Annotated in this window: 21 protein-coding genes; 14 read left to right on the forward strand and 7 right to left on the reverse strand. The window is 61.2% G+C overall.

The genetic code is table 11. The features are described 5' to 3' along the window. Positions 1-48: 48 nt before the first annotated feature. The 14 genes from HYI44_RS09560 (at position 49) to HYI44_RS09625 (ending at position 17590) form a co-directional block, all read left to right on the forward strand. Positions 49-1017, forward strand: coding sequence for an ABC transporter substrate-binding protein (locus HYI44_RS09560; protein WP_225569290.1), 969 nt, complete (start codon positions 49-51; stop codon positions 1015-1017). Between the two features lie 71 nt (positions 1018-1088). After that, positions 1089-1940, forward strand: a complete 852-nt coding sequence (locus HYI44_RS09565; RefSeq protein ID WP_010464518.1) for an ABC transporter permease — start codon at positions 1089-1091, stop codon at positions 1938-1940. Then, positions 1937-2767 carry a quaternary amine ABC transporter ATP-binding protein gene (locus HYI44_RS09570; protein ID WP_122841460.1) on the forward strand — a complete coding sequence of 277 codons (831 nt, stop codon included), beginning with the start codon at positions 1937-1939 and terminating at the stop codon, positions 2765-2767. Before HYI44_RS09565 ends, HYI44_RS09570 begins: the two co-directional genes overlap by 4 nt. 162 nt (positions 2768-2929) lie before the next feature. Further along, positions 2930-4453: a histidine ammonia-lyase gene (hutH, locus tag HYI44_RS09575; protein WP_225569291.1), complete on the forward strand. Its 1524-nt coding sequence runs from the start codon at positions 2930-2932 to the stop codon at positions 4451-4453. A gap of 117 nt (positions 4454-4570) precedes the next feature. Continuing rightward, the gene (gene hutH / locus HYI44_RS09580; protein WP_122841462.1) at positions 4571-6103 is read left to right on the forward strand and encodes a histidine ammonia-lyase; all 1533 of its coding nucleotides are present in this window, start codon (positions 4571-4573) and stop codon (positions 6101-6103) included. 195 nt (positions 6104-6298) lie between these two features. Then, complete coding sequence (gene hutI / locus HYI44_RS09585) at positions 6299-7504, forward strand: imidazolonepropionase (protein WP_225569293.1); 1206 nt, start codon at positions 6299-6301, stop codon at positions 7502-7504. Positions 7505-7514: 10 nt separating this feature from the next. Further along, positions 7515-8318, forward strand: a complete 804-nt coding sequence (hutG, locus tag HYI44_RS09590) for an N-formylglutamate deformylase (protein WP_225569294.1) — start codon at positions 7515-7517, stop codon at positions 8316-8318. A 276-nt stretch (positions 8319-8594) separates the two neighbouring features. Next, a complete protein-coding gene (gene pip / locus HYI44_RS09595; RefSeq protein ID WP_045061970.1) occupies positions 8595-9566 on the forward strand; it encodes a prolyl aminopeptidase in 972 nt (323 codons plus the stop codon). Continuing rightward, positions 9563-10000: a D-aminoacyl-tRNA deacylase gene (gene dtd, locus HYI44_RS09600; protein ID WP_225569295.1), complete on the forward strand. Its 438-nt coding sequence runs from the start codon at positions 9563-9565 to the stop codon at positions 9998-10000. Before pip ends, dtd begins: the two co-directional genes overlap by 4 nt. A gap of 276 nt (positions 10001-10276) precedes the next feature. Continuing rightward, complete coding sequence (locus HYI44_RS09605; protein WP_122841466.1) at positions 10277-12091, forward strand: glucan biosynthesis protein G; 1815 nt, start codon at positions 10277-10279, stop codon at positions 12089-12091. Continuing rightward, positions 12084-14654 carry a glucans biosynthesis glucosyltransferase MdoH gene (mdoH, locus tag HYI44_RS09610; protein WP_225569296.1) on the forward strand — a complete coding sequence of 857 codons (2571 nt, stop codon included), beginning with the start codon at positions 12084-12086 and terminating at the stop codon, positions 14652-14654. Before HYI44_RS09605 ends, mdoH begins: the two co-directional genes overlap by 8 nt. Positions 14655-14942: 288 nt before the next feature. Then, complete coding sequence (locus HYI44_RS09615) at positions 14943-15740, forward strand: transporter substrate-binding domain-containing protein (protein WP_045062031.1); 798 nt, start codon at positions 14943-14945, stop codon at positions 15738-15740. Between the two features lie 163 nt (positions 15741-15903). Beyond that, positions 15904-16863 (forward strand): amino acid ABC transporter permease, encoded by a 960-nt coding sequence (locus HYI44_RS09620; RefSeq protein WP_225569297.1) that lies wholly within the window; start codon positions 15904-15906, stop codon positions 16861-16863. Continuing rightward, positions 16856-17590: an amino acid ABC transporter ATP-binding protein gene (locus HYI44_RS09625; RefSeq protein ID WP_122841468.1), complete on the forward strand. Its 735-nt coding sequence runs from the start codon at positions 16856-16858 to the stop codon at positions 17588-17590. The genes HYI44_RS09620 and HYI44_RS09625 overlap by 8 nt, the downstream gene beginning before the upstream one ends. A gap of 156 nt (positions 17591-17746) precedes the next feature. On the opposite strand, the gene HYI44_RS09630 is transcribed toward HYI44_RS09625, so the two are convergent. The 7 genes from HYI44_RS09630 to hisI all read right to left on the reverse strand — a co-directional run bounded on the left by HYI44_RS09630 (position 17747) and on the right by hisI (position 22820). Continuing rightward, complete coding sequence (locus HYI44_RS09630; protein WP_225569298.1) at positions 17747-19663, reverse strand: methyl-accepting chemotaxis protein; 1917 nt, start codon at positions 19661-19663, stop codon at positions 17747-17749. 177 nt (positions 19664-19840) lie between these two features. Further along, positions 19841-20548, reverse strand: a complete 708-nt coding sequence (locus tag HYI44_RS09635; protein ID WP_045061964.1) for a 16S rRNA (uracil(1498)-N(3))-methyltransferase — start codon at positions 20546-20548, stop codon at positions 19841-19843. Further along, positions 20545-21339, reverse strand: coding sequence for a twin-arginine translocase subunit TatC (tatC, locus tag HYI44_RS09640; RefSeq protein ID WP_122841470.1), 795 nt, complete (start codon positions 21337-21339; stop codon positions 20545-20547). Before tatC ends, HYI44_RS09635 begins: the two co-directional genes overlap by 4 nt. Continuing rightward, positions 21336-21782: a Sec-independent protein translocase protein TatB gene (gene tatB, locus HYI44_RS09645; protein ID WP_225569299.1), complete on the reverse strand. Its 447-nt coding sequence runs from the start codon at positions 21780-21782 to the stop codon at positions 21336-21338. Before tatB ends, tatC begins: the two co-directional genes overlap by 4 nt. A gap of 10 nt (positions 21783-21792) precedes the next feature. Then, complete coding sequence (locus tag HYI44_RS09650) at positions 21793-22068, reverse strand: twin-arginine translocase TatA/TatE family subunit (protein ID WP_045061961.1); 276 nt, start codon at positions 22066-22068, stop codon at positions 21793-21795. A 25-nt stretch (positions 22069-22093) separates the two neighbouring features. Beyond that, complete coding sequence (locus HYI44_RS09655) at positions 22094-22426, reverse strand: phosphoribosyl-ATP diphosphatase (protein ID WP_007909355.1); 333 nt, start codon at positions 22424-22426, stop codon at positions 22094-22096. Continuing rightward, positions 22419-22820 (reverse strand): phosphoribosyl-AMP cyclohydrolase, encoded by a 402-nt coding sequence (hisI, locus tag HYI44_RS09660; protein ID WP_007936797.1) that lies wholly within the window; start codon positions 22818-22820, stop codon positions 22419-22421. Before hisI ends, HYI44_RS09655 begins: the two co-directional genes overlap by 8 nt. Between the last annotated feature and the right edge of the window lie 62 nt (positions 22821-22882).

Below are 22882 nucleotides of genomic sequence, written 5' to 3' on the forward strand. Positions count from 1 at the left end.
TGCCTCTTGACTGCCGTAAGCCCATTCATGATTAGGAGCGTCACGACAATGAAATCGAACAAGACCCTGCTGACCGCACTACTTTCCATGGGCCTGCTCGCCAGTGCCGGCGCCACCCAGGCAGCCGGCTGGTGCGAGTCGGGCAAACCGGTGAAATTTGCCGGCCTGAACTGGGAAAGCGGCATGTTGCTCACCGACGTGCTGCAGGTCGTGCTGGAGAAAGGCTACGACTGCAAGACCGACAGCCTGCCGGGCAACTCCATCACCATGGAAAACGCCTTGAGCAGCAACGATATCCAGGTTTTCGCCGAGGAGTGGGTGGGCCGTAGCGAGGTCTGGAACAAGGCCGAGAAGGCCGGCAAGGTCGTCGGTGTCGGCGCTCCTGTTACCGGCGCTGTAGAAGGCTGGTATGTGCCGCGTTACGTCATCGAGGGCGACGCCAGCCGCAAGCTGGAACCCAAGGCCCCGGACCTGAAGAACATCGCCGACCTGGCCAAGTACTCTGCAGTGTTCAAGGATCAGGAAGAGCCGGCCAAAGGTCGTTTCTACAACTGCCCGGCTGGCTGGACATGCGAGCTGGACAACAGCGAGATGCTCAAGAGCTACGGCCTGGAAAGCACCTACACCAACTTCCGCCCAGGCACCGGCCCGGCGCTGGATGCGGCAGTGCTGTCGAGCTACAAGCGCGGCGAGCCGATCCTGTTCTACTACTGGTCGCCAACTCCGCTGATGGGCCAGGTCGACCTGGTCAAGCTCGAAGAAAAACCGGGCGTGGACAAGAGTGTGACCATCAAGGTCGGCCTGTCCAAGACCTTCCACGACGAAGCTCCGGAACTGGTGGCGGTGCTGGAAAAAGTCAACCTGCCAATCGACTTGCTGAACCAGAACCTGGGGCGCATGGCCAAGGAGCGGATTGCTTCGCCGAAACTGGCGAAAATCTTCCTCAAGGAACATCCTGAAGTCTGGCATGCATGGGTGAGCGAAGACGCAGCCAGGAAAATCGACGCGGCCTTGTAGGTCCAGCGTTCCGACTGTCGAGCCCGGCAGTCGGGTGCTGCATCTCAACCCCCCTTGATCGAGAGTCTCTTATGTTTCCCGAAAGCTTTACCTTTTCCATCGCCGACTGGGTCAACGGTTGGGTCGATTCGCTGGTCACCAACTACGGCGATGTGTTCCGGCACATCTCCGACACCCTGTTGTGGGCCATCGTCAATCTTGAGGGGCTGCTGCGTGCTGCGCCCTGGTGGCTGATGCTGGCGATCGTGGCGGGCGTTGCCTGGCACGCGACCCGCAAGGTCGTGACCACTGCCGTTATCGTTGGCTTGCTGTTCCTGGTCGGCGCCGTCGGTCTCTGGGACAAGCTGATGCAAACCCTCGCGCTGATGATGGTCGCGACGGTGATATCGGTACTGATCGGCATACCGCTGGGCATCCTCTCGGCGCGCAGCAATCGCCTGCGTTCGGTGCTGATGCCATTGCTCGACATCATGCAGACCATGCCCAGTTTCGTGTACCTGATTCCGGTATTGATGTTGTTCGGCCTGGGCAAGGTCCCGGCGATTTTCGCCACGGTGATCTACGCCGCGCCGCCGCTGATCCGTCTGACCGACCTGGGCATTCGCCAGGTTGACGGTGAAGTGATGGAAGCGATCAACGCCTTCGGTGCCAACCGCTGGCAGCAACTGTTCGGCGTGCAACTGCCGCTGGCCCTGCCGAGCATCATGGCCGGGATCAACCAGACCACCATGATGGCCCTGTCGATGGTGGTAATCGCCTCGATGATCGGTGCCCGTGGCCTGGGAGAGGACGTGCTGGTGGGGATTCAGACCCTCAACGTCGGAAGAGGCCTGGAGGCCGGCCTGGCGATCGTGATTCTGGCAGTGGTCATCGACCGCATTACTCAGGCGTATGGTCGGCCACGGCATGAGGTGAGCAAATGAACGACGTAACCGTGAGCAAAATCGAAGTCAAAAACGTCTTCAAGATTTTCGGCAACCGTGCCCAGGAGGCGCTGGCCATGGTTGGCCAAGGCAAGACCAAGGACCAGGTGCTGGCCGACACCGGCTGCGTGGTCGGGGTCAACGACCTGTCGTTGAGCATCGGCACGGGCGAGATTTTCGTGATCATGGGCCTGTCCGGTTCGGGCAAGTCGACGCTGGTGCGTCACTTCAATCGCCTGATCGACCCGACCAGCGGCGCGATCCTGGTGGACGGTGTGGACATCCTGCAATACGACATGGAAGCCCTGCGCGAGTTTCGCCGGCACAAGATCAGCATGGTGTTCCAGAGCTTCGGCCTGCTGCCGCACAAGACCGTGGTGGAGAACGTCGCCTACGGCCTCAAAGTGCGCGGCGAGAGCAAGCAGATGTGCTCCGAGCGCGCGCTGCACTGGATCAACACCGTGGGCCTCAAGGGCTACGAAAACAAATACCCGCATCAGCTCTCGGGCGGCATGCGCCAACGGGTGGGCCTGGCCCGCGCCTTGGCCGCAGACACGGACATCATCCTGATGGACGAAGCGTTCAGCGCTCTCGACCCGCTGATCCGCGCGGAGATGCAGGACCAGTTGCTGGAGCTGCAGAAGACTTTGCACAAGACCATCGTGTTCATCACGCACGACCTGGATGAGGCGGTGCGCATTGGTAACCGCATTGCGATCCTCAAGGATGGGCGGTTGATCCAGGTGGGGACGCCGCGCGAGATCCTGCATTCGCCGGCGGATGAGTATGTCGACCGGTTCGTACAGCGGCGGGCAGCGGTGGTTTGAAGATATTTGCGGTGTAAGTGCTGGCCCCATCGCGGGCAAGCCTTGCTTCTACAGGGATGGGGTTTGTTCCACGGTTTGTGTGCACACCTCGGAACCTGTGGGAGCTGGCTTGCCAGCGATGGCGTCGGCGATGCTGCATCAATATTCAGGTATGAGGTAGAGATGTCCCAGGCTGAAACAATCGTTATCGCCGACGCCCCGATGCGTTGGCAGGATGTGGTCGCGGTCGCCCGTCACGGCGCACAGCTTGAGCTGTCGGCGCAGGTCTGGGCGCGGATCGAAAACGCCCAGGCCATCGTCCAGCGTATCGTCGCCGGCGGCGAGCGCGCCTACGGCGTCAATACTGGCTTGGGGGCGCTGTGCAACGTCTCGCTGAAAGACGAGCAACTCAGCCAGCTGTCGCGCAACACGTTGCTCAGCCACGCCTGTGGCGTCGGCGCTCCATTGGCCGACGAGCAGACCCGCGCAATCATGTGTGCGGCGATCCGTAATTTCAGTCAGGGCAAATCCGGCATTCACCGTCGAGTGATCGAAGCGCTGCTGGCGCTGCTCAATCGGGGCATTACCCCGCAAGTCCCCTCCCAGGGTTCGGTCGGTTACCTGACCCACATGGCGCACATCGGCATCGTGCTGTTGGGTGTCGGCACTGTGAGCTATCGCGGGAAAATAATTTCTGCGCAGCAAGCCCTGGCCGAAGAAGGCCTGCAACCGGTCCAGCTCGGTGCCAAGGATGGCCTGTGCCTGGTCAACGGCACGCCGTGCATGACCGGCCTGAGCTGCCTGGCGATTGCTGATGCCACGCGCCTGCTGCAGTGGGCTGATGTGATCGGTGCGATGAGCTTTGAAGCCCAGCGTGGCCAGATCGCGGCGTTCGATGCCGAGATCATTGCGCTTAAACCGCATCCGGGCATGCAGCAGGTTGGTCTCAACCTGCGAGCGTTGCTGGAAGGCAGTGAAGTGATCGCGTCGAGCAAGGGCGTGCGCACGCAGGATGCGCTGAGCATTCGCTCGATCCCGCAGGTTCACGGCGCCGCCCGCGATCAGCTGGAGCACGCCAGGAAGCAGATTGAAACCGAGCTCAACTCGGTCACCGATAACCCGATGCTGCTGGGCACACCGGACGATTTCCGCATCATGTCCCAGGCCAACCCGCATGGTCAATCCGTGGCCCTGGCCGCTGATTTGCTGGCCATTGCCATGGCGGAAATCGGCTCCATCGCCGAGCGGCGCCTGGACCGCTTGATCAATCCGCATGTCAGCGGCCTTCCGGCATTCCTGGTGGCCAATCCCGGGGTGAACTCCGGGATGATGATCGTCCAGTACGTTGCCGCTTCGCTGTGCGCGGAGAACCGTCAGTTGGCGCAGCCGGCGGTGCTCGACAACTACGTCACCTCGGGTCTGCAGGAAGATCACCTGAGCATGGGCACCAATGCCGCGCTGAAGCTGCATCGCGCGCTGGAAAACTGCACGCAGATCCTGGCGATCGAGTACTTGCTGGCCGCCCAGGCGTTCGAATTCCTCAAGGCGCAACGTTTTGGCGTCGGCACCGATATCGCCTGGCGCCTGCTGCGCGAACAGGTTCCGGCCTACGATCAGGATCGTTGGCTGGCTCCGGACATTGCCGCCGCCGCCAGCGTGCTGAAAGATCCGCAGCGGCTGCACGACGCGTTACCGAATCTGCACTGACCAATACCCACACCAGCGTGCCAAGGCGCGGATCGTCCAGAAGACGAGAGGCGACGGATAACGGAATGCTCCGGAGCGACTGGTAGTTAATAACAAACTCTCATGAGGAGCATTTGAATGACTGCGCTAAACCTGATTCCCGGCCAACTGAGCCTTGCCCAACTGCGCGATGTTTATCAGCAGCCGGTCAAAATCAGCCTTGACGACAGCGCCTCTGCGCAGATCGAGGCCAGCGTTGCCTGCGTTGAGCAGATACTCGCCGAGAACCGCACCGCCTACGGCATCAACACCGGTTTCGGCCTGCTGGCCTCGACTCGCATCGCCAGCGAAGACCTGGAGAACCTGCAGCGCTCACTGGTGCTGTCCCATGCCGCCGGTGTTGGCGAGCCGATCAGCGACGCCCTGGTGCGGCTGGTCATGGTGCTCAAGGTCAACAGCCTGAGTCGTGGTTTTTCCGGCATTCGCCGGGTGGTGATCGACGCGTTGATCGCGCTGATCAACGCCGAGGTTTACCCGCACATTCCGTTGAAAGGTTCGGTCGGTGCTTCCGGTGACCTGGCGCCGCTGGCGCATATGTCCCTGGTGCTGCTGGGTGAGGGCAAGGCACGCTACAAGGGCGAATGGCTGGAGGCGACCGAAGCGCTGAAAGTCGCCGGCCTGACCCCGCTGACCTTGGCGGCGAAGGAAGGCCTGGCGTTGCTCAACGGTACCCAGGTGTCCACCGCCTACGCCCTGCGCGGCCTGTTTGAAGGTGAGGACCTGTTCGCCGGCGCCGTGGCGCTGGGGGCCCTGACGGTCGAAGCGGTACTGGGCTCGCGCTCGCCATTTGACGCACGCATCCACGCCGCTCGCGGGCAAAAAGGCCAGATCGACGCCGCTGCTGCTTACCGCGATTTGCTCGGCGAGCGCAGTGAAGTGTCTGACTCGCACCAGAACTGCGATAAGGTCCAGGACCCATACTCCCTGCGCTGCCAGCCGCAAGTCATGGGCGCCTGCCTGACGCAATTGCGCCAGGCTGCCGAAGTGCTGGCCGTCGAAGCCAACGCGGTGTCGGATAACCCGCTGGTGTTCGCCGCCGAAGGCGACGTGATTTCCGGCGGCAACTTCCACGCCGAGCCGGTGGCCATGGCTGCGGACAACATGGCCCTGGCCATCGCTGAAATCGGTTCCCTGAGTGAACGCCGCATTTCGCTGATGATGGACAAGCACATGTCGCAACTGCCGCCATTCCTTGTGGCCAATGGCGGTGTCAACTCCGGGTTCATGATCGCCCAGGTGACGGCGGCGGCGCTGGCCAGCGAGAACAAGGCGCTGTCCCATCCGCATTCGGTCGACAGCCTGCCGACTTCGGCCAACCAGGAAGACCACGTGTCGATGGCGCCGGCTGCGGGCAAACGTCTGTGGGAAATGGCCGAGAATACCCGTGGGGTGCTGGCGGTGGAGTGGCTGGCAGCGTGCCAGGGCCTGGATTTGCGTGAAGGATTGAAGACCTCGGCGAAGCTGGAAAAAGCTCGCGCCATTTTGCGTGCTGAAGTGGCGTTTTATGAGAAGGACCGGTTCTTTGCGCCGGACATCAACGCGGCGACTGAGTTGTTGGCGACGCGTTGTTTGAATGATCTGGTCTCGGTGAAGTTGCTGCCGAGCCTGTAAGGGCCTCATCGCTGGCAAGCCAGCTCCCACAGGGATTTGTGTGGTGTGCATGTCATGTATCCACCACCGTTGCTGTGGGGGCTGGCAAGCCAGGTACCACAGGGATTTGGGTGGTGTGCATGTTATGTATCCACCACTGTTCCTGTGGGAGCTGGCTTGCCAGCGATTCGATTTTGCATTTGATGGAGATTCGGGATGAAAACGCTCTGGCAACACTGCCACGTCGCAACCATGGCGCAAGGCGTCTACTCGGTCATCGAGGACGCGGCCATCGTGACGTCCGGTGCGCTCATAGAGTGGATTGGCCCACGTGCCGACCTGCCGGCGGGCGACTACCCGGCGGTCAACGATTTGAATGGGGCCTGGGTGACGCCCGGCCTGATCGACTGCCACACCCATACGGTGTTCGGCGGTAACCGCAGCGGCGAGTTCGAACAGCGCCTGCAAGGCGTGAGCTATGCCGAAATCGCCAACCAGGGCGGGGGCATCGCCAGCACTGTGCGCGCCACCCGTGCCGCGAGTGAAGACGAACTGTTCGCCAGCGCGGCCAAGCGACTCAAAAGCCTGATGCGCGACGGCGTTACTACGGTAGAGATGAAATCCGGCTACGGCCTGGACCTGGCCAGCGAACGCAAGATCCTGCGGGTGATCCGCCGTCTGGGCGCCGAATTGCCGATCAGCGTGCGCAGCACCTGCCTGGCCGCTCACGCCCTGCCACCCGAATATGCCGATCGCGCCGACGCCTACATCGAGCACATCTGCACTGAAATGCTTCCGGCCCTGGCCGCAGAAGGCCTGGTGGACGCAGTCGACGCGTTCTGCGAATACCTGGCGTTCTCGCCAAAGCAGGTCGAGCGTGTGTTCGTTACAGCTCAGGAGCTCGGCCTGCCAGTCAAGCTGCATGCCGAGCAATTGTCGTCCCTGCACGGCTCCAGCCTGGCCGCGCGTTACCACGCGCTGTCCGCCGACCACCTGGAGTTCATGGACGAGGAAGACGCCATCGCCATGGCGGCTTCCGGCACCGTCGCGGTGCTGCTGCCGGGCGCGTTCTACTTCCTGCGCGAAACCCAATTGCCGCCCATGGAAGCCCTGCGCAAGCACGGCGTGAAAATCGCCATCGCCAGCGACCTCAACCCGGGCACTTCGCCGGCGCTGTCGTTGCGCCTGATGCTCAACATGGCCTGCACCTGCTTGCGTATGACCCCCGAAGAAGCCCTGGCCGGCGCGACCATCCATGCCGCTACGGCATTGGGCATGGCCGACACCCATGGTTCGCTGGAAGCCGGCAAGGTCGCAGACTTCGTGGCCTGGCAAATCGATCGTCCTGCCGACCTGTCGTACTGGCTGGGCGGCGATCTGGAAAAACGCGTCGTGCGCCACGGCGTCGAAACGAGCGTATAGGAGAGCAGCTGTGGACAAGGTTCTGAATTTCCAACAAGGTCGTGTGCCGCTGCTGATCAGCATGCCTCATGCGGGCCTGCGCCTGACTCCCGCGGTCGAGGCCGGGTTGATTCCTGACGCGCGCAGCCTGCCGGATACCGACTGGCACATTCCCAGGCTCTATGAGTTTGCCGCTGAATTGGGCGCCAGCACGCTGGCGGCCGAGTACTCGCGCTTTGTCATCGACCTGAATCGACCGTCTGACGACAAGCCGTTGTACGCCGGGGCGACCACCGGTCTGTTCCCGGCCACGCTGTTCGACGGCATCCCGTTGTTCAGCAAAGGCATGGAACCGTCAGCGGCAGAGCGGGCGACCTATCTGGAACAGATCTGGACGCCGTATCACCGCACCTTGCAGAACGAACTGGCGCGCCTGAAGGCCGAGTTCGGCTACGCGCTGCTGTTCGATGCGCACTCGATTCGCACGATCATCCCGCACCTGTTCGACGGCAAGTTACCGGACTTCAACCTGGGCACCTTCAACGGCGCCAGTTGCGACCCACAGCTGGCCACCGAACTGGAAGCGATCTGCGCTCGCCACACCGATTACAGCCATGTGCTCAATGGTCGCTTCAAGGGCGGCCACATCACCCGGCATTACGGCAACCCGGCGCAAAACATACATGCCGTGCAGCTGGAGCTGGGCCAGTGCACGTACATGGAAGAGTTTGAGCCGTTCCGCTATCGGCCGGACCTGGCAGCGCCGACGCAAGTGGTGCTCAAGGAACTGTTGCAAGGGTTGCTGGCGTGGGGCGCAAAGCACTACAACGCATAACCCGGTGCAAGGGCCTAACCCTGCAACGCCCATCGCGATCCCGCAGGCTCGGGCCGCGTTCGGACTATCTTTTGATCTGGTTTTTGAGATCAACAGATTGCAGCCTCGTTTCACTCGACAGCTCCTACAGAGTGATCAGGACTGCTGAAATGCCTCTTCTGGAAACAACCACTGTCGCCGGGACATGCTCAATCACGTAATTCGGGTTTATGATGCCAGACGGCAGAATAATAGAAGTCCCCACAGGGATGACCTCGACCCCTTACGGAGCGCGCAATGCAGACTTTGTACCCGCAGATCAAACCCTACGCCCGGCACGATCTGGCCGTCGATGGAACCCACACGCTGTATGTCGACGAAAGCGGTTCGCCGCAAGGGTTGCCTGTGGTGTTTATCCACGGTGGCCCGGGCGCCGGGTGTGATGCCCAGAGCCGTCGGTACTTCGACCCGAACCTGTATCGCATTGTCACCTTCGACCAGCGTGGCTGTGGTCGCTCCACGCCCCACGCCAGCCTGGAAAACAACACCACCTGGGATCTGGTCGCCGACCTGGAGCGAATTCGCAAGCACCTGGGCATCGACAAATGGGTGCTGTTCGGTGGCTCATGGGGCTCTACCCTGGCGCTGGCCTATGCGCAGACCCATCCGGAACGTGTTCACGGCCTGATCCTGCGCGGGATTTTTCTCTGCCGGCCGCAGGAAATCGAATGGTTCTATCAGGCGGGCGCCAGCCGGTTATTCCCTGACTATTGGCAGGATTACATTGCACCGATCCCGCTGGACGAACGCGAGGATCTGCTCGGCGCGTTCCACCGGCGCCTGACCGGCAATGACCAGATTGCCCAGATGCACGCGGCGAAGGCCTGGTCCACCTGGGAAGGCCGGACTGCGACCCTGCGCCCGAACCCACTGGTCGTCGACCGCTTCTCGGAGCCCCAGCGAGCCTTGTCGATCGCCCGGATCGAGTGCCATTATTTCACCAACAACGCTTTTCTCGAGCCTAACCAACTGATCCGCGACATGGGCAAGATCGCCCATCTGCCCGGCGTGATTGTTCATGGCCGCTACGACGTGATCTGCCCACTGGATAACGCCTGGGAACTGCACCAGAACTGGCCGAACAGTGAACTGCAGGTGATTCGTGACGCCGGCCATGCCGCCTCCGAGCCGGGCATTACCGATGCGCTGGTGCGCGCCGCCGATCTGATGGCGCGCCGCATGCTCGACCTGTCGCCTGAAGAAGCATGAAGGCTCTGCTGCAACGCGTGAGCAGCGCGCGAGTCGAGGTGGAGGGTGAAGTGGTCGGTGCAATCGACCAGGGTTTGCTGGTGCTGGTGGCGGTCGAACCCGACGATACGCGGGCCAGCGCCGACAAACTTCTGCATAAGCTGCTTAACTATCGGGTGTTCAGTGACGCCGAGGGCAAGATGAACTTGTCCTTGGTGGATGTGTGCGGTGGGTTGCTGCTGGTCTCTCAGTTCACCCTGGCCGCTGATACCAAGAGCGGGTTGCGCCCCAGCTTCTCGACTGCTGCCCCTCCGGCACTCGGCGAAGAGCTTTTTGACTATCTATTAGGCAAAGCGAAACAAATGCATGTCACAGTGACATCAGGTAGATTCGGCGCGGATATGCAGGTGTATCTGGTCAATGATGGCCCGGTCACCTTCCTGTTACAGGCCTGAAAGCGCTTGAAACATCTTTTTAGGCGCATTTCGAGCGGAAACAGGGGGTTTTCGCGATAAATACTTTGTTACCCCTGATGCGTTGTAACGCGGCCTACTAGATAATCGCGCGCTACGGGGATCAGCGTTCGTTGGTCCATTTTGACTTAGGTAGAGACTTGTCCTGGACCTGTTGGGGAATCATTTTGCCCCATGGGAGTCGGAACAATGCTCGCCAACCTGGCATATAGATAGCTGGCCGTTGGTTTTTTGATCTGTTTTCGGCGAGGGTTGCTCGTGATTGTTAGTCCCTGTATTGCACCAAAATTGTCTGCCAAACGGCTACGAAGCGCTCTGGTAGCGGGCTCTGCACTGCTTTGCCTGCTCAGCGCCGGCCAGCTTTGGGCATTCAGTCTGGATGATGTGTCGGTCAAGGCAAAAGAGCTGGCCGGGCAGAAATACGAAGCCCCGCGCAGTAATCTGCCGAACGAATTCCGCGAAATGAAGTTCGCGGACTATCAAAAAATTCGTTTCCTCACCGAAAAAGCCGAATGGGCCGATCAGAAAACCCCGTTCAAGCTGTCGTTCTATCACCAGGGCATGCACTTCGATACCCCGGTGAAAATCAACGAAATCACGGCCAATACGGTCGAGGAGATCAAATACGACCCAAGTCGTTTTGATTTCGGCGACGTCAAGTTTGATCCCAAGGCCACTGAGCAGCTGGGTTATGCCGGCTTCCGCGTGCTGTACCCGATCAACAAGGCCGACAAGCAGGACGAAATCATGACCATGCTGGGCGCGAGCTACTTCCGCGTCGTCGGCAAGGGTCACACCTATGGTTTGTCCGCGCGTGGCATGGCCATCGATACCGCTTTGCCTTCCGGCGAAGAATTCCCGCGTTTCACCGAGTTCTGGATTCAACAGCCAAAACCGGGTGACAAGCACCTGGTGATCTTTGCGCTGCTCGATTCCCCGCGTGCGACCGGTGCCTACCGCCTGACCCTGCGTCCGGGCAGCGATACCATCGTCGACGTCAAGGCGCAGATGTTCCTGCGCGACAAGGTCACCAAGCTGGGCATCGCCCCGCTGACCAGCATGTTCCTGTTCGGCGCCAACCAGCCATCCAAGGTGCTCAACTACCGTCGTGAACTGCACGACTCCAGCGGCCTGGCGATCCACGCCGGCAACGGCGAGTGGATCTGGCGCCCGCTGAACAACCCTAAGCACCTGTCCGTCAGCAACTTCGCCGTCGAGAACCCGCGCGGTTTTGGTCTGCTGCAACGTGGTCGCGACTTCAGCCACTATGAAGACCTGGACGACCGCTACGACAAGCGCCCAAGTGCCTGGATCGAGCCAAAAGGCGATTGGGGCAAGGGTTCTGTCGACCTGGTGGAAATCCCGACTGCCGATGAAACCAACGACAACATCGTGGCGTTCTGGAGTCCGGAAAAACTGCCTGAGCCAGGCCAGCCGCTGGATGTCGCCTATCGCCTGCACTGGACGATCGACGAAGCGGCGCTGCACGCACCCGATAGCGCATGGGTCAGCCAGACCCTGCGTTCCACCGGTGACGTCAAGCAGTCCAACCTGATCCGTCAGCCGGACGGCAGCGTTGCCTACCTGGTGGACTTCGAAGGCCCGTCGCTGGCAGCCCTGCCGCCTGAGACTGACGTTCGCAGCCAGGTCAGCGTCGGTGACAACGCCGAACTGGTCGAGAACAGCGTGCGTTACAACCCTGTCACCAAAGGCTGGCGCCTGACCCTGCGGATGAAGATCAAGGATCCGGGTAAAGCCACCGAGATGCGTGCTGCACTGGTGCAGAACATCGTACCCGAGGACCTGGCAAAGACTTCGTTGCCTGTTTCCAGCTCCTCCGTGGCCAAGGCCGACAAGGTTGCCGCCAAGCAGCAGGAGAAGGCGGACAAGGAAACCAAGCTGGCAGAGGCCAAGCAGGCTGATGCCAAGCCAGTAGCGGATACCGCCAACAAGGACAACAAAGACGCCAAGCAGCCCGCAGCTGCCGACGCGGCCCCAGCCACACCGGAATCGGCGCCGACTGAAGAAGTCCTGACCGAGACCTGGAGCTACCAGTTGCCTGCCGATGAGTAATTCTCAAGTACAGCCAGAGACGCTTGCCGAGTATCTGGCGCATCTGCCGATGACCGACCAGCAGCGCGCGGAACTCGCGGGCTGCCAGTCTTTCAGCGAGCTGCACCAGCGGCTGTCGTCTTCGACGTTCGACGCGCCGAGCGAGGCCGCCCAGGCCTCGGTCGGCAAGCGCCTGACCCTGAGCACGGCCGAAGAACTGGAAGACGCAGAAATGCTGGCGCTCGACGCCAGCGGTCGGGTTTGCCTCAAGGCGACCCCGCCGATCCGTCGGACCAAGGTCGTGCCGGAGCCATGGCGTACCAATATCCTGGTGCGTGGCTGGCGCCGGCTGACCGGTCGCACCAATCCACCGGCCCCGCCGAAGGATGAACGCGTGTTGCCGGCGGCTCGCTGGCGCACCGTCGGTTCGATCCGTCGCTACATCCTGCTGGTGCTGATGCTCGGCCAGACCATCGTTGCCGGCTGGTACATGAAAGGCATCATGCCGTATCAGGGCTGGTCGTTCGTCGATCTCAACGAAGTCCTGCACCAACCGCTGCTGCAGACGGCTACGCAAGTACTGCCGTATGCGCTGCAAACCAGCATCCTGATTCTGTTCGGGATTCTGTTCTGCTGGGTGTCTGCCGGGTTCTGGACGGCGCTGATGGGCTTCCTCGAGCTGCTCACCGGCCACGACAAGTACCGTATTTCCGGTAAAAGCGCGGGTAATGAGCCGATCGCCAAGGACGCGCGCACTGCGCTGGTGATGCCGATCTGCAACGAAGACGTGCCGCGGGTATTTGCCGGGTTGCGGGCGACCTTCGAATCGGTAGCGGCCACAGGTGACCTCGATCGCTTCGACTTCTTCGTGCTCAGCGACAGTAACGATGCCGACATCTGCGTCGCCGAGCAACAGGCCTGGCTCGACGTCTGCCGCGAAGCCAAGGGCTTCGGCAAGATTTTCTATCGCCGCCGCCGTCGTCGCGTCAAGCGCAAGAGCGGTAACCTCGACGACTTCTGCCGTCGCTGGGGGGGTGACTACAAGTACATGGTGGTGCTCGACGCGGACTCCGTGATGAGCGGCGAATGCCTGACCAGCCTGGTACGCCTGATGGAAGCCACCCCGGACGCCGGGATCATCCAGACTGCGCCGCGCGCATCGGGCATGGACACGCTGTATGCACGCATGCAGCAGTTCGCCACGCGAGTCTATGGGCCGCTGTTCACCGCCGGCCTGCACTTCTGGCAGTTGGGCGAATCCCATTATTGGGGCCACAACGCGATCATTCGCATGAAGCCGTTCATCGAGCACTGCGCCCTGGCGCCGTTGCCGGGTAAAGGCGCGTTTGCAGGTGCGATTCTGTCCCACGACTTCGTCGAAGCTGCGCTGATGCGCCGTGCCGGCTGGGGCGTATGGATTGCCTACGATTTGCCAGGCAGCTACGAAGAACTGCCGCCGAACCTGCTGGACGAACTCAAGCGTGACCGTCGCTGGTGCCACGGTAACCTGATGAACTTCCGGCTGTTCCTGGTCAAGGGCATGCACCCGGTTCACCGCGCGGTATTCCTCACTGGCGTGATGTCTTACCTGTCGGCCCCGTTGTGGTTCTTCTTCCTCGTGCTGTCGACGGCGCTGCTGGCGGTCAACACGCTAATGGAACCGCAGTACTTCATGGAGCCGCGACAGCTGTATCCGTTGTGGCCACAGTGGCACCCGGACAAGGCCGTCGCGCTGTTCTCGACCACCATCGTGCTGCTGTTCCTGCCGAAGCTGCTGAGCATCATCCTGATCTGGGCCAAGGGCGCGAAAGAGTTCGGTGGCAAGTTCAAGGTGACCCTGTCGATGCTGCTGGAGATGCTGTTCTCCGTGCTGCTGGCGCCGGTGCGGATGATTTTCCACACGCGTTTCGTGCTCGCCGCGTTCCTCGGCTGGGCCGCGACCTGGAACTCGCCCCAGCGTGACGATGACTCGACGCCTTGGAGTGAAGCGGTCAAGCGCCACGGTCCGCAAACGCTGCTGGGCTTCCTCTGGGCGCTGCTGGTGATCTGGCTGAACCCGAGCTTCCTGTGGTGGCTGGTGCCGATCGTCGGTTCGTTGATGCTGTCGATTCCGGTGTCGGTGATTTCCAGCCGGGTTGGCCTGGGCCTCAAATCCCGTGACGAGAGCCTGTTCCTGATCCCTGAGGAATACAATCCGCCACAGGCGTTGCTGGCGACTGACCAGTACACCCACGAAAACCGCTACCACGCGCTGAACGACGGCTTTGTCCGGTCGGTGGTGGACCCGCAGCAGAACGCCCTGGCGTGTTCGCTGGCGACCTCCCGTCACGGTCATGCGGAGCCGATCGAATGGCTGCGTATCGAGCGAGTGCGGCACGCATTGAAAGTCGGGCCGGATGGCCTGAACAACAATGAGCGCGTGCAGCTGCTCAGTGATCCGGTGGCCTTGGCTCGCCTGCACGAGCAAATCTGGAACGAAGGTCATCCTGAGTGGCTGGGAGCGTGGCGCAAGTCGGTGAAAGCCGATCCACATGCTCCGTTGCTGCCGCTTAAACCGCTGAGTGCGCAGCCTCAGTTGGCCTGATGTAGTGCAAAGCGCCGCTTACTGAAGTAAGCGCCTGCTTTTACAAGATCGTCCGACAGCGGCCCGAGCCTGCGGCAGCTCCTACTGGATAACCTTTAGGAACTGCCGCAGGCTCGGTCCGCGGTCGGACGATCTTTTGCTTTTGCGTCTAACAAATCCCTCAAGGCTGAGATAGCATCCGTCCCCGAATTGGTGCGCCCGGACAACTTTCTGTTCGTATCTGTCGGTTTCCCCAGGGAAATCTGCTGTTTGCGCGCCTCACACCGCAATGGTTTTGGGGACTTGATGATGAAGAAGTATCTTTCGATGCTGCTGGTCGGCGTCACGGCATTGGTTGCAGTCAGCACGGCGCAGGCCGGTGCCATCGATGACGCGGTCAAGCGCGGCACGCTGAAAGTCGGGATGGACCCGACCTACATGCCCTTCGAAATGACCAACAAGCGCGGCGAGATCATCGGTTTCGAAGTCGACATCCTCAAAGCCATGACCAAGGCCATGGGCGTCAAGCTGGAGCTGGTGTCCACCGGCTACGACGGCATCATCCCGGCGCTGATGACCGACAAATTCGACATGATCGGCAGCGGCATGACCCTGACCCAGGAGCGTAACCTGCGCCTGAACTTCAGCGACCCCTTCATCGTCGTCGGCCAGACACTGCTGATCCGCAAGGAGCTGGAAGGCACCATCAAGTCCTACAAGGACCTGAACACCGCCGACTACCGCATCACCTCCAAGCTCGGCACCACGGGCGAAATGGTTGCCAAGAAGCTGATTTCCAAGGCCAAGTACCACGGCTACGACAACGAGCAGGAAGCTGTGCTGGACGTGGTCAACGGCAAGGCCGATGCCTTCATCTACGACGCGCCATACAACGTTGTTGCCGTGAACAAGGTCGGCGCCGGCAAGCTGGTATTCCTCGACAAGCCGTTCACCTACGAGCCGCTGGCCTTTGGCCTGAAGAAGGGTGATTACGACAGCCTCAACTTCATCAACAACTTCCTGCACCAGATCCACGAAGACGGCACCTACGATCGCATCCATGACAAGTGGTTCAAGGACACCGCCTGGCTCAAGGATATGGAATAAGGCTCGGTCAGTAAGACCGCGCCGCTCCAATCGCGGGCAAGCCCGCTCCCACAGGTTTAGCGCCGAACACAAATTTTTTGTGCACACCTAAAACCCTGTGGGAGCGGGCTTGCCCGCGATGGGGCCCTTCCAGGCGACACAGAATTCGGAAACTGTAAAACAGATGAAACAGAGAAAAGCCCAATGGCCCTGGCACGTTTTAACCGTGCTGGTGCTGATCGGCCTGGCCGGCGCCTTGTATTACGCCACCTCGCTGATGTCCTACGAATGGCGCTGGAACCGTGTGCCGCAGTACTTCGCCTACCACGCCGAAGAGTCCCAGCGTGCTGCCGACATTTCCACCGTCAGCGAACTGGTGCGCAAGGGTGACAAGGCTGAAGTCACCCTGCGCAACGACGGTGGCGACGAGCAGCACCTGATCGTCGATGACAACAGCCTGCAAGTCGCCCAGGGCGATGACGTGGCAGAAGGCGATGTTGTGGGCGTGACTCGCCATTGGGCGGCAGGGCCGCTGTTGTGGGGCTTGTGGACGACGTTGTGGCTGTCGGTGGTCTCGGGTGTGCTCGGCCTGCTGATTGGCCTGGCAACCGGCCTGTGCCGGCTGTCCAGCAACCCGACCCTGCGCGATCTCTCGACCATTTATGTCGAGTTGGTGCGCGGCACGCCGCTGCTGGTGCAGATCTTCATCTTCTACTTCTTCATCGGCACCGTGATGAACCTGTCCCGGGAATTCGCCGGGATCGCCGCGCTGTCGCTGTTCACCGGCGCCTATGTCGCGGAAATCATTCGCTCTGGCGTGCAGTCGATCGCCCGCGGCCAGAACGAAGCCGCGCGATCTCTGGGGCTGAGCGCTGGCCAGTCGATGCGTCATGTAGTCCTGCCGCAGGCATTCAAGCGCGTGCTGCCGCCACTGGCCGGGCAGTTCATCAGCCTGGTCAAGGACACTTCGCTGGTCTCGGTCATCGCAATTACCGAATTGCTAAAAAGCGGCCGGGAAGTCATCACTACCTCGTTCTCGCCGTTCGAAATCCTGTTCTGCGTCGCCGGCCTGTACCTGTTGATCAACCTGCCGCTGTCGAAAATCGCCAGCCGGCTAGAGCGGAGGCTCGCGCAAAGTGATTGAAGTCCGCGATCTGGTAAAAGTCTTCGATACCCGTGGCCAGGTGGTGCGCGCGGTGGATAACGTCACCACGCAAGTGGCCAGGGGTGAAGTGCTGGTGGTGATCGGTCCGTCCGGCTCCGGCAAGTCGACGTTCCTGCGCTGCCTCAACGGCCTGGAAGAATTCGATTCGGGCTCGGTGAGCATCGACGGCCTGGAGCTGGCCGACCCGAAAACCGACGTGAATGCCTACCGCCGTGAAGTCGGCATGGTGTTCCAGCATTTCAACCTGTTCCCGCACATGACCGTACTGGAGAACCTCTGCCTGGCGCAAAAAGTCGTGCGCAAGCGCGGCAAAAAGGAGCGCGAGGCCAAGGCCCTGGCGTTGCTGGAGAAGGTCGGTATCGCGCAGAAGGCTAACGAGTTTCCATCACGCCTGTCCGGCGGTCAGCAACAGCGCGTGGCGATTGCCCGGGCGCTGGCGATGGAACCGAAGGTGATGCTGTTCGATGAACCGACCTCGGCGCTTGATCCGGAAATGGTCGGTGAAGTGCTGGATGTGATGAAGACCCTGGCCATGGAAGGCATGACGATGGTCTGCGTCACCCATGAAATGGGCTTTGCCCGGGAAGTGGCGGACCGGGTGCTGTTCTTTGATCACGGCAAGCTGTTGGAAGATGCTTCGCCGGCCGAGTTTTTCGCTGCGCCGAAGGATCCTCGGGCACAGGCGTTCCTGCGCCAGGTTCTCTGATCGCGGCGGCCATCCGGCCGCCATCGCGGGCAAGCCCGCTCTCACAGTATGTTCAGTGTTCATGCAATCTGCGTAACACCGTTGAACCCTGTGGGAGCGGGCTTGCCCGCGATAGCATCACCTTGGTCCTGTGTGAACCGACGCATTCGCATCAACTCAGACCCTGAACCGCCCCACCAGCGTCTGCAGATGAGTACCGAGCCGTGCCAGTTCGACACTCGACGCCGCCGTCTCTTCACTGGCGGCCGAGGTCTGCTCGGACACATCGCGCACATTCAGCACGCTGCGATTGATTTCTTCGGCCACCGCGCTTTGTTGCTCGGCCGCCGCGGCGATCTGCTGGTTCATCGACTGGATCGCTGACACTGTGCGAGTAATGCTTTCCAGCGAACCACCGGCGCGGCGGGTCAGTTCGACGCTGCTTTCGGTCAGGCTGCGGCTGTTGTCCATTATTGTCGCTACCTGCTGGGTGCCGGCTTGCAGGCCAACGATCAGCTCTTCGATTTCTTCGGTCGACTTCTGGGTGCGCTGGGCGAGGCTGCGGACTTCGTCGGCAACCACGGCAAAACCGCGGCCTGCTTCACCGGCACGGGCGGCTTCGATGGCGGCGTTGAGGGCCAGCAGGTTGGTTTGCTGGGCTACCGACTTGATCACGTCGAGCACGCTGCCGATCTTGTCGCTCTCGCGCTTGAGATGGCCCATGGCCTCGGTCGAGTGGCCTACTTCGAGCGCCAGGCGCTCGATCTGGGCGATGGCTTCACCCACCACCTTGTCCCCTTCACGGGCCTGCTGGTCGGCGGCCACAGCGGCCTCCGAGGCTTCTTCCGCATTGCGTGCGACTTCTTGCACGGTAGCGGTCATCTCGTTCATGGCGGTTGCCACCTGATCGGTCTCGACCTTCTGGCTGTTGACACCGGCGCTGGTCTGCTCAGTGACTGCCGATAACTCCTCGGCGGCGCTGGCGATTTGCGTGACGCCATCACTGATGCCGCCAATCAACTCGCGCAAGCCCTGGGTCATGCTCTGGATAGCACGCTGCAACTGGCCCAGTTCGTCCTGGCGGCGAGACACCAGATTGTGGGTCAGGTCGCCGGCTGCAATGCGTTCGGCGACTTTGAGGGTCTGGCTCAGGGGTATGACGATCTGGCGGGTAATGGCCCAGGCCGCCAGCAGCCCGAAGGCCAGGGCGAGCAGGGTGGCCAGCAGCAACAAGTTCTTGGCGTGCGCGGCATCGGTGTCGCGAACAATGGTCTGCGAGGCCGTCAGCTTCTTGCTGAGGTCGATCAGGATGTCGCCCTGAGCGGTCATGCGCGTGAGCGCCGTAGCGTTTGCCACCTGGGAGTCGCGGAACTGGCTGACTGCGGCGCGGTAAGCCTTCAGCGATTCGGTAGCCTGTTGCAGGTTGGCGAGGTGCTGCTCAGGCAGTTTCGCCGCGAGGCTGCCGAGGTTTTTCAGGGTGGTGTCGATGGCGTCCAGTGCCGGTTGCTGGGCTTCGGCCTTGCCGCTGTAGGTGTAGCCGCGAACCTGGTAGCGCGCTTGCTGGAGCAGCTTGCTCAGTTCGATCACCTGGCTGTAGTCGGCAACGCTTTCGCCCTGCAGCATGGATTTTTCGACCGTGCTGACTTGCGCCACGGCGTTGTCAGCGTTTACCCCCAGTTTGCTTCGGGCGTCTTCACGAGCAGCGGTTGCCTGGGTCATGTCGGCAAAGGCGCGCTTGTACTCAGCGACGGCGACCAGTTGCTGGTCGACCATGGCTGCATCGGCAGGCTGTTCGATCAGGGAGCGGGCGGTTTTCAGGCCGGTTTCCAGTTGCCCGAGCAAGTCGTTGACTGTCCCGGGACCCTGTTCGCCGCGATGCATGTCGTAGTCTTGGCGGGCGATGCGCAGGTCTTTGCTCAGCTCGATCAGGCCGGAGATGAAACCGAGCTTGTCGCCCCGGCTCATGACGCCGCTGAGGCCCGTCCAGCCAGTGAAGGTGATCAGGCAGGTCAGCAGCAACACCAATCCGAAACCGACTCCCAGTTTGCGATTGACGCTGACGTTCCCCAGTTTATCGGCTAGCGATTGGTACATGCTGCAACTCCCTCGAACCACACGTAGGTTTTATGAGAGTTGTATCGGCAGCTTCTGCGGAACCTGTAGGAGCTGCCGAAGGCTGCGATCTTTTGATCTTGATCTTTTGGCGGCCTTACAAACGCCAGGATCAAAAGATCGCAGCCTGCGGCAGCTCCTACGGGGGATTCACGTTGTCTAGAAGAGTCGGGCCAGCAGGGCGGTGACGGCCGTTTCGACCCGCAGGATGCGCTCGCCCAGTTGTACCGGTTGCAGCCCGGCTTTGGCCAGCAGGTCGATCTCGTAGGGGATCCAGCCGCCTTCCGGACCGATGGCCAGGGTCACCGGCTCGTTCAGGCCGCGAGGGCAGGGTGGGTAGTTGCCCGGATGGCCGACCAGGCCCAGAGTCCCTTCGGTGATCGCGGGAAGCCGGTCTTCGACGAACGGCTTGAAGCGCTTCTCGATAATAATTTCCGGCAACACGCTGTCCCTGGCCTGTTCAAGGCCGAGGATCAATTGTTCGCGAATGGCGTCTGGTTCCAGGAACGGCGTTTGCCAGAAGCTCTTCTCGACGCGATAGCTGTTCACCAGGATGATTCGCGGCACGCCCATGGCCGCAACGGTCTGAAACACCCGGCGCAGCATTTTCGGGCGTGGCAGGGCCAATACCATGGTCAGCGGCAGCTTGCTCGGAGGGGGCTGATCAAGGGTGACGCGCAATTCGGCTTCTGTGGTGTCCAGGCGCAGCAGCTCGGCAGACCCCATCAGACCGCCAATCCTGCCGACCCGCAGGCTGTCACCGACTTGCGAACGGTGGACTTCCTGCATGTGGGTCAGGCGGCGATCACGCAGGATCACCCGATCGGCCGCAATGAAATCGGCCTCTTCGAGAAGCAGCAGGTTCACGGCTGGGTCGCTGGCGGCTGGTCGTTGGAGTCGTCAGCCGGCTGGTCGTCCGGGTGCTCGCCACGCTTGCTGATCAGGCTGCCGAACAGGATGCCGATTTCAAACAGCAGCCACATCGGTACGGCCAGCAGGGTCTGCGAGAAAATGTCCGGCGGGGTCAAGATCATGCCGACCACGAAGCAGCCAATGATCACGTACGGGCGGATTTTCTTCAGGTACTTGACGTCAACCACGCCGATCCACACCAGCAATACCACGGCCACCGGGATTTCGAACGCCACGCCGAAGGCGAAGAACAGCGTCATGACGAAATCGAGGTAGCTGGTGATGTCGGTCATCATTTCCACACCGGCCGGCGTAGCGGCAGCGAAGAATTTGAAGATCAACGGGAACACCAGGTAGTAGGCGAACGCCATGCCGGTATAGAACAGCAGGATGCTGGACATCAGCAGTGGCACGGCGATGCGCTTCTCGTGCTTGTACAGGCCTGGTGCGATGAAGCCCCAGATCTGATGCAGGATCACCGGAATCGCCAGGAACAGCGAAACCATCATCGTCAGCTTCAGTGGCGTCAGGAAGGGCGACGACACATCGGTGGCGATCATTGTCGCGCCTTCCGGCAAATACTGGCGCAGCGGCGTGGAGACGAAGGTATAGATTTGCTGGGTGAAGGCGAACAACCCGGCGAAGACGATGAAGATCGCCGCTACGCAGCGCAGCAGGCGGGTGCGCAACTCGGTGAGGTGCGAAACCAGCGGCATGTGCTGGTCATTTTCAGGAAGATCGCTCATGGGGCTCGCGGCGGCAGTGTTGGGACATGAGGGGCAGACGCAACAGGCGCAGCCGCAGGTGTTGCAGATTCGGCCAGAGGCTGCGCCGCAGGAGCAGCGACAGGCTCAGGTTCAGGACCGGCAGTCGGCTCGACGTTAGGCGCCGGGGCATGAAGGGTCGGCTCCGCGACAGGCTGCACCGGAGTCGGCTCCTGCTGGGTCGGCGTGAAGATCTTCCGCGCCTCCTGCTCCAGGGACAGGATATGCTCGTTGTGCAGCTGCCGGCGAATTTCGTCGGCACCGATTTCACGTTCAACTTCCTGTTTGATCGCGTTGAAGCTGCGCTTCAGACGACCGACCCACAGGCCGGCAGTGCGCGCAGCACCCGGCAGGCGTTCGGGGCCCAGCACCAGCAGGGCGACGAGGCCGACGAGCAGCAGTTCAGAGAAGCTGATACCAAACATTAGTCAGTGCTCACACGTCTTTGCGAATCGGCTCTTCGACTTTTTGTGCCTGCACGTCGATGGTGTGCGGCGGGTTGACCGGGGTGGCCTGTGGCTGCACAGGTGGTACCGGTTGCGCCGGGGTCACGCTTGGATCAGCGGGCTTTTCGTCATCGTTCATGGCTTTGCGGAAGCCCTTGATCGATTCGCCGACGTCGGTGCCGAGGTTTTTCAGTTTCTTGGTGCCGAATACCAGCACGACAACGACCAGGATGACGACCCAGTGTTTCCAGTCAAAAATGCCCATGTTGCTGCTCCTCTCTAATAGTTGTTCAGGCGGACGGGCGCGAGGCTTTCTCGACGTGTCCGGACAGACCGAAGCGACGGTCGAGTTCATCGAGTACAGCCTGTGGATGCTGCCCCAGTTGGGCGAGCATGACCATGCTGTGGAACCACAAGTCAGCAGTTTCGTAGATCACATCGCTGCAGTCGCCGCTGATGGCAGCGTCCTTGGCGGCAATGATGGTTTCGACGGATTCTTCGCCAACTTTTTCCAGAATCTTGTTCAGGCCCTTGTGGTACAGGCTGGCAACATACGAGCTGTCGGCAGCGGCGCCTTTGCGCTCTTCCAGCACTTCGGCCAGGCGGGTCAGGGTGTCACTCATGGGTGTGTCCTGCGGAGTAAATGGCGTGCGGGTCTTTAAGTACCGGGTCGACGGTTTTCCAGTCGCCGTTCTCGAAGACTCGATAGAAGCAGCTCTGGCGGCCGGTATGGCAGGCGATGTCGCCGATCTGCTCGACCATCAGAATGATCACGTCGGCGTCACAGTCCAGGCGCATCTCATGCAGGGTCTGCACATGCCCGGACTCCTCACCCTTGCGCCACAGCTTGCCTCGGGAACGTGACCAGTAGATGGCACGATTCTCTGCGGCAGTCAGCTGCAGCGCTTCACGGTTCATCCAGGCCATCATCAGGACGCGCCCGGTCTTGTGATCCTGGGCAATCGCGGGCACCAGGCCATCGGCGTCCCACTTGATTTCGTCCAGCCAGTTTTTCATCTTCGACTCCGACAGCGGGCTCCGCACTTCATTAGCGGAGTCCAACGTTGAAACAGTGTGCC

Source organism: Pseudomonas sp. Y24-6 (assembly GCF_020295325.1).
Taxonomy (GTDB): Bacteria; Pseudomonadota; Gammaproteobacteria; order Pseudomonadales; family Pseudomonadaceae; genus Aquipseudomonas; species Aquipseudomonas gregormendelii.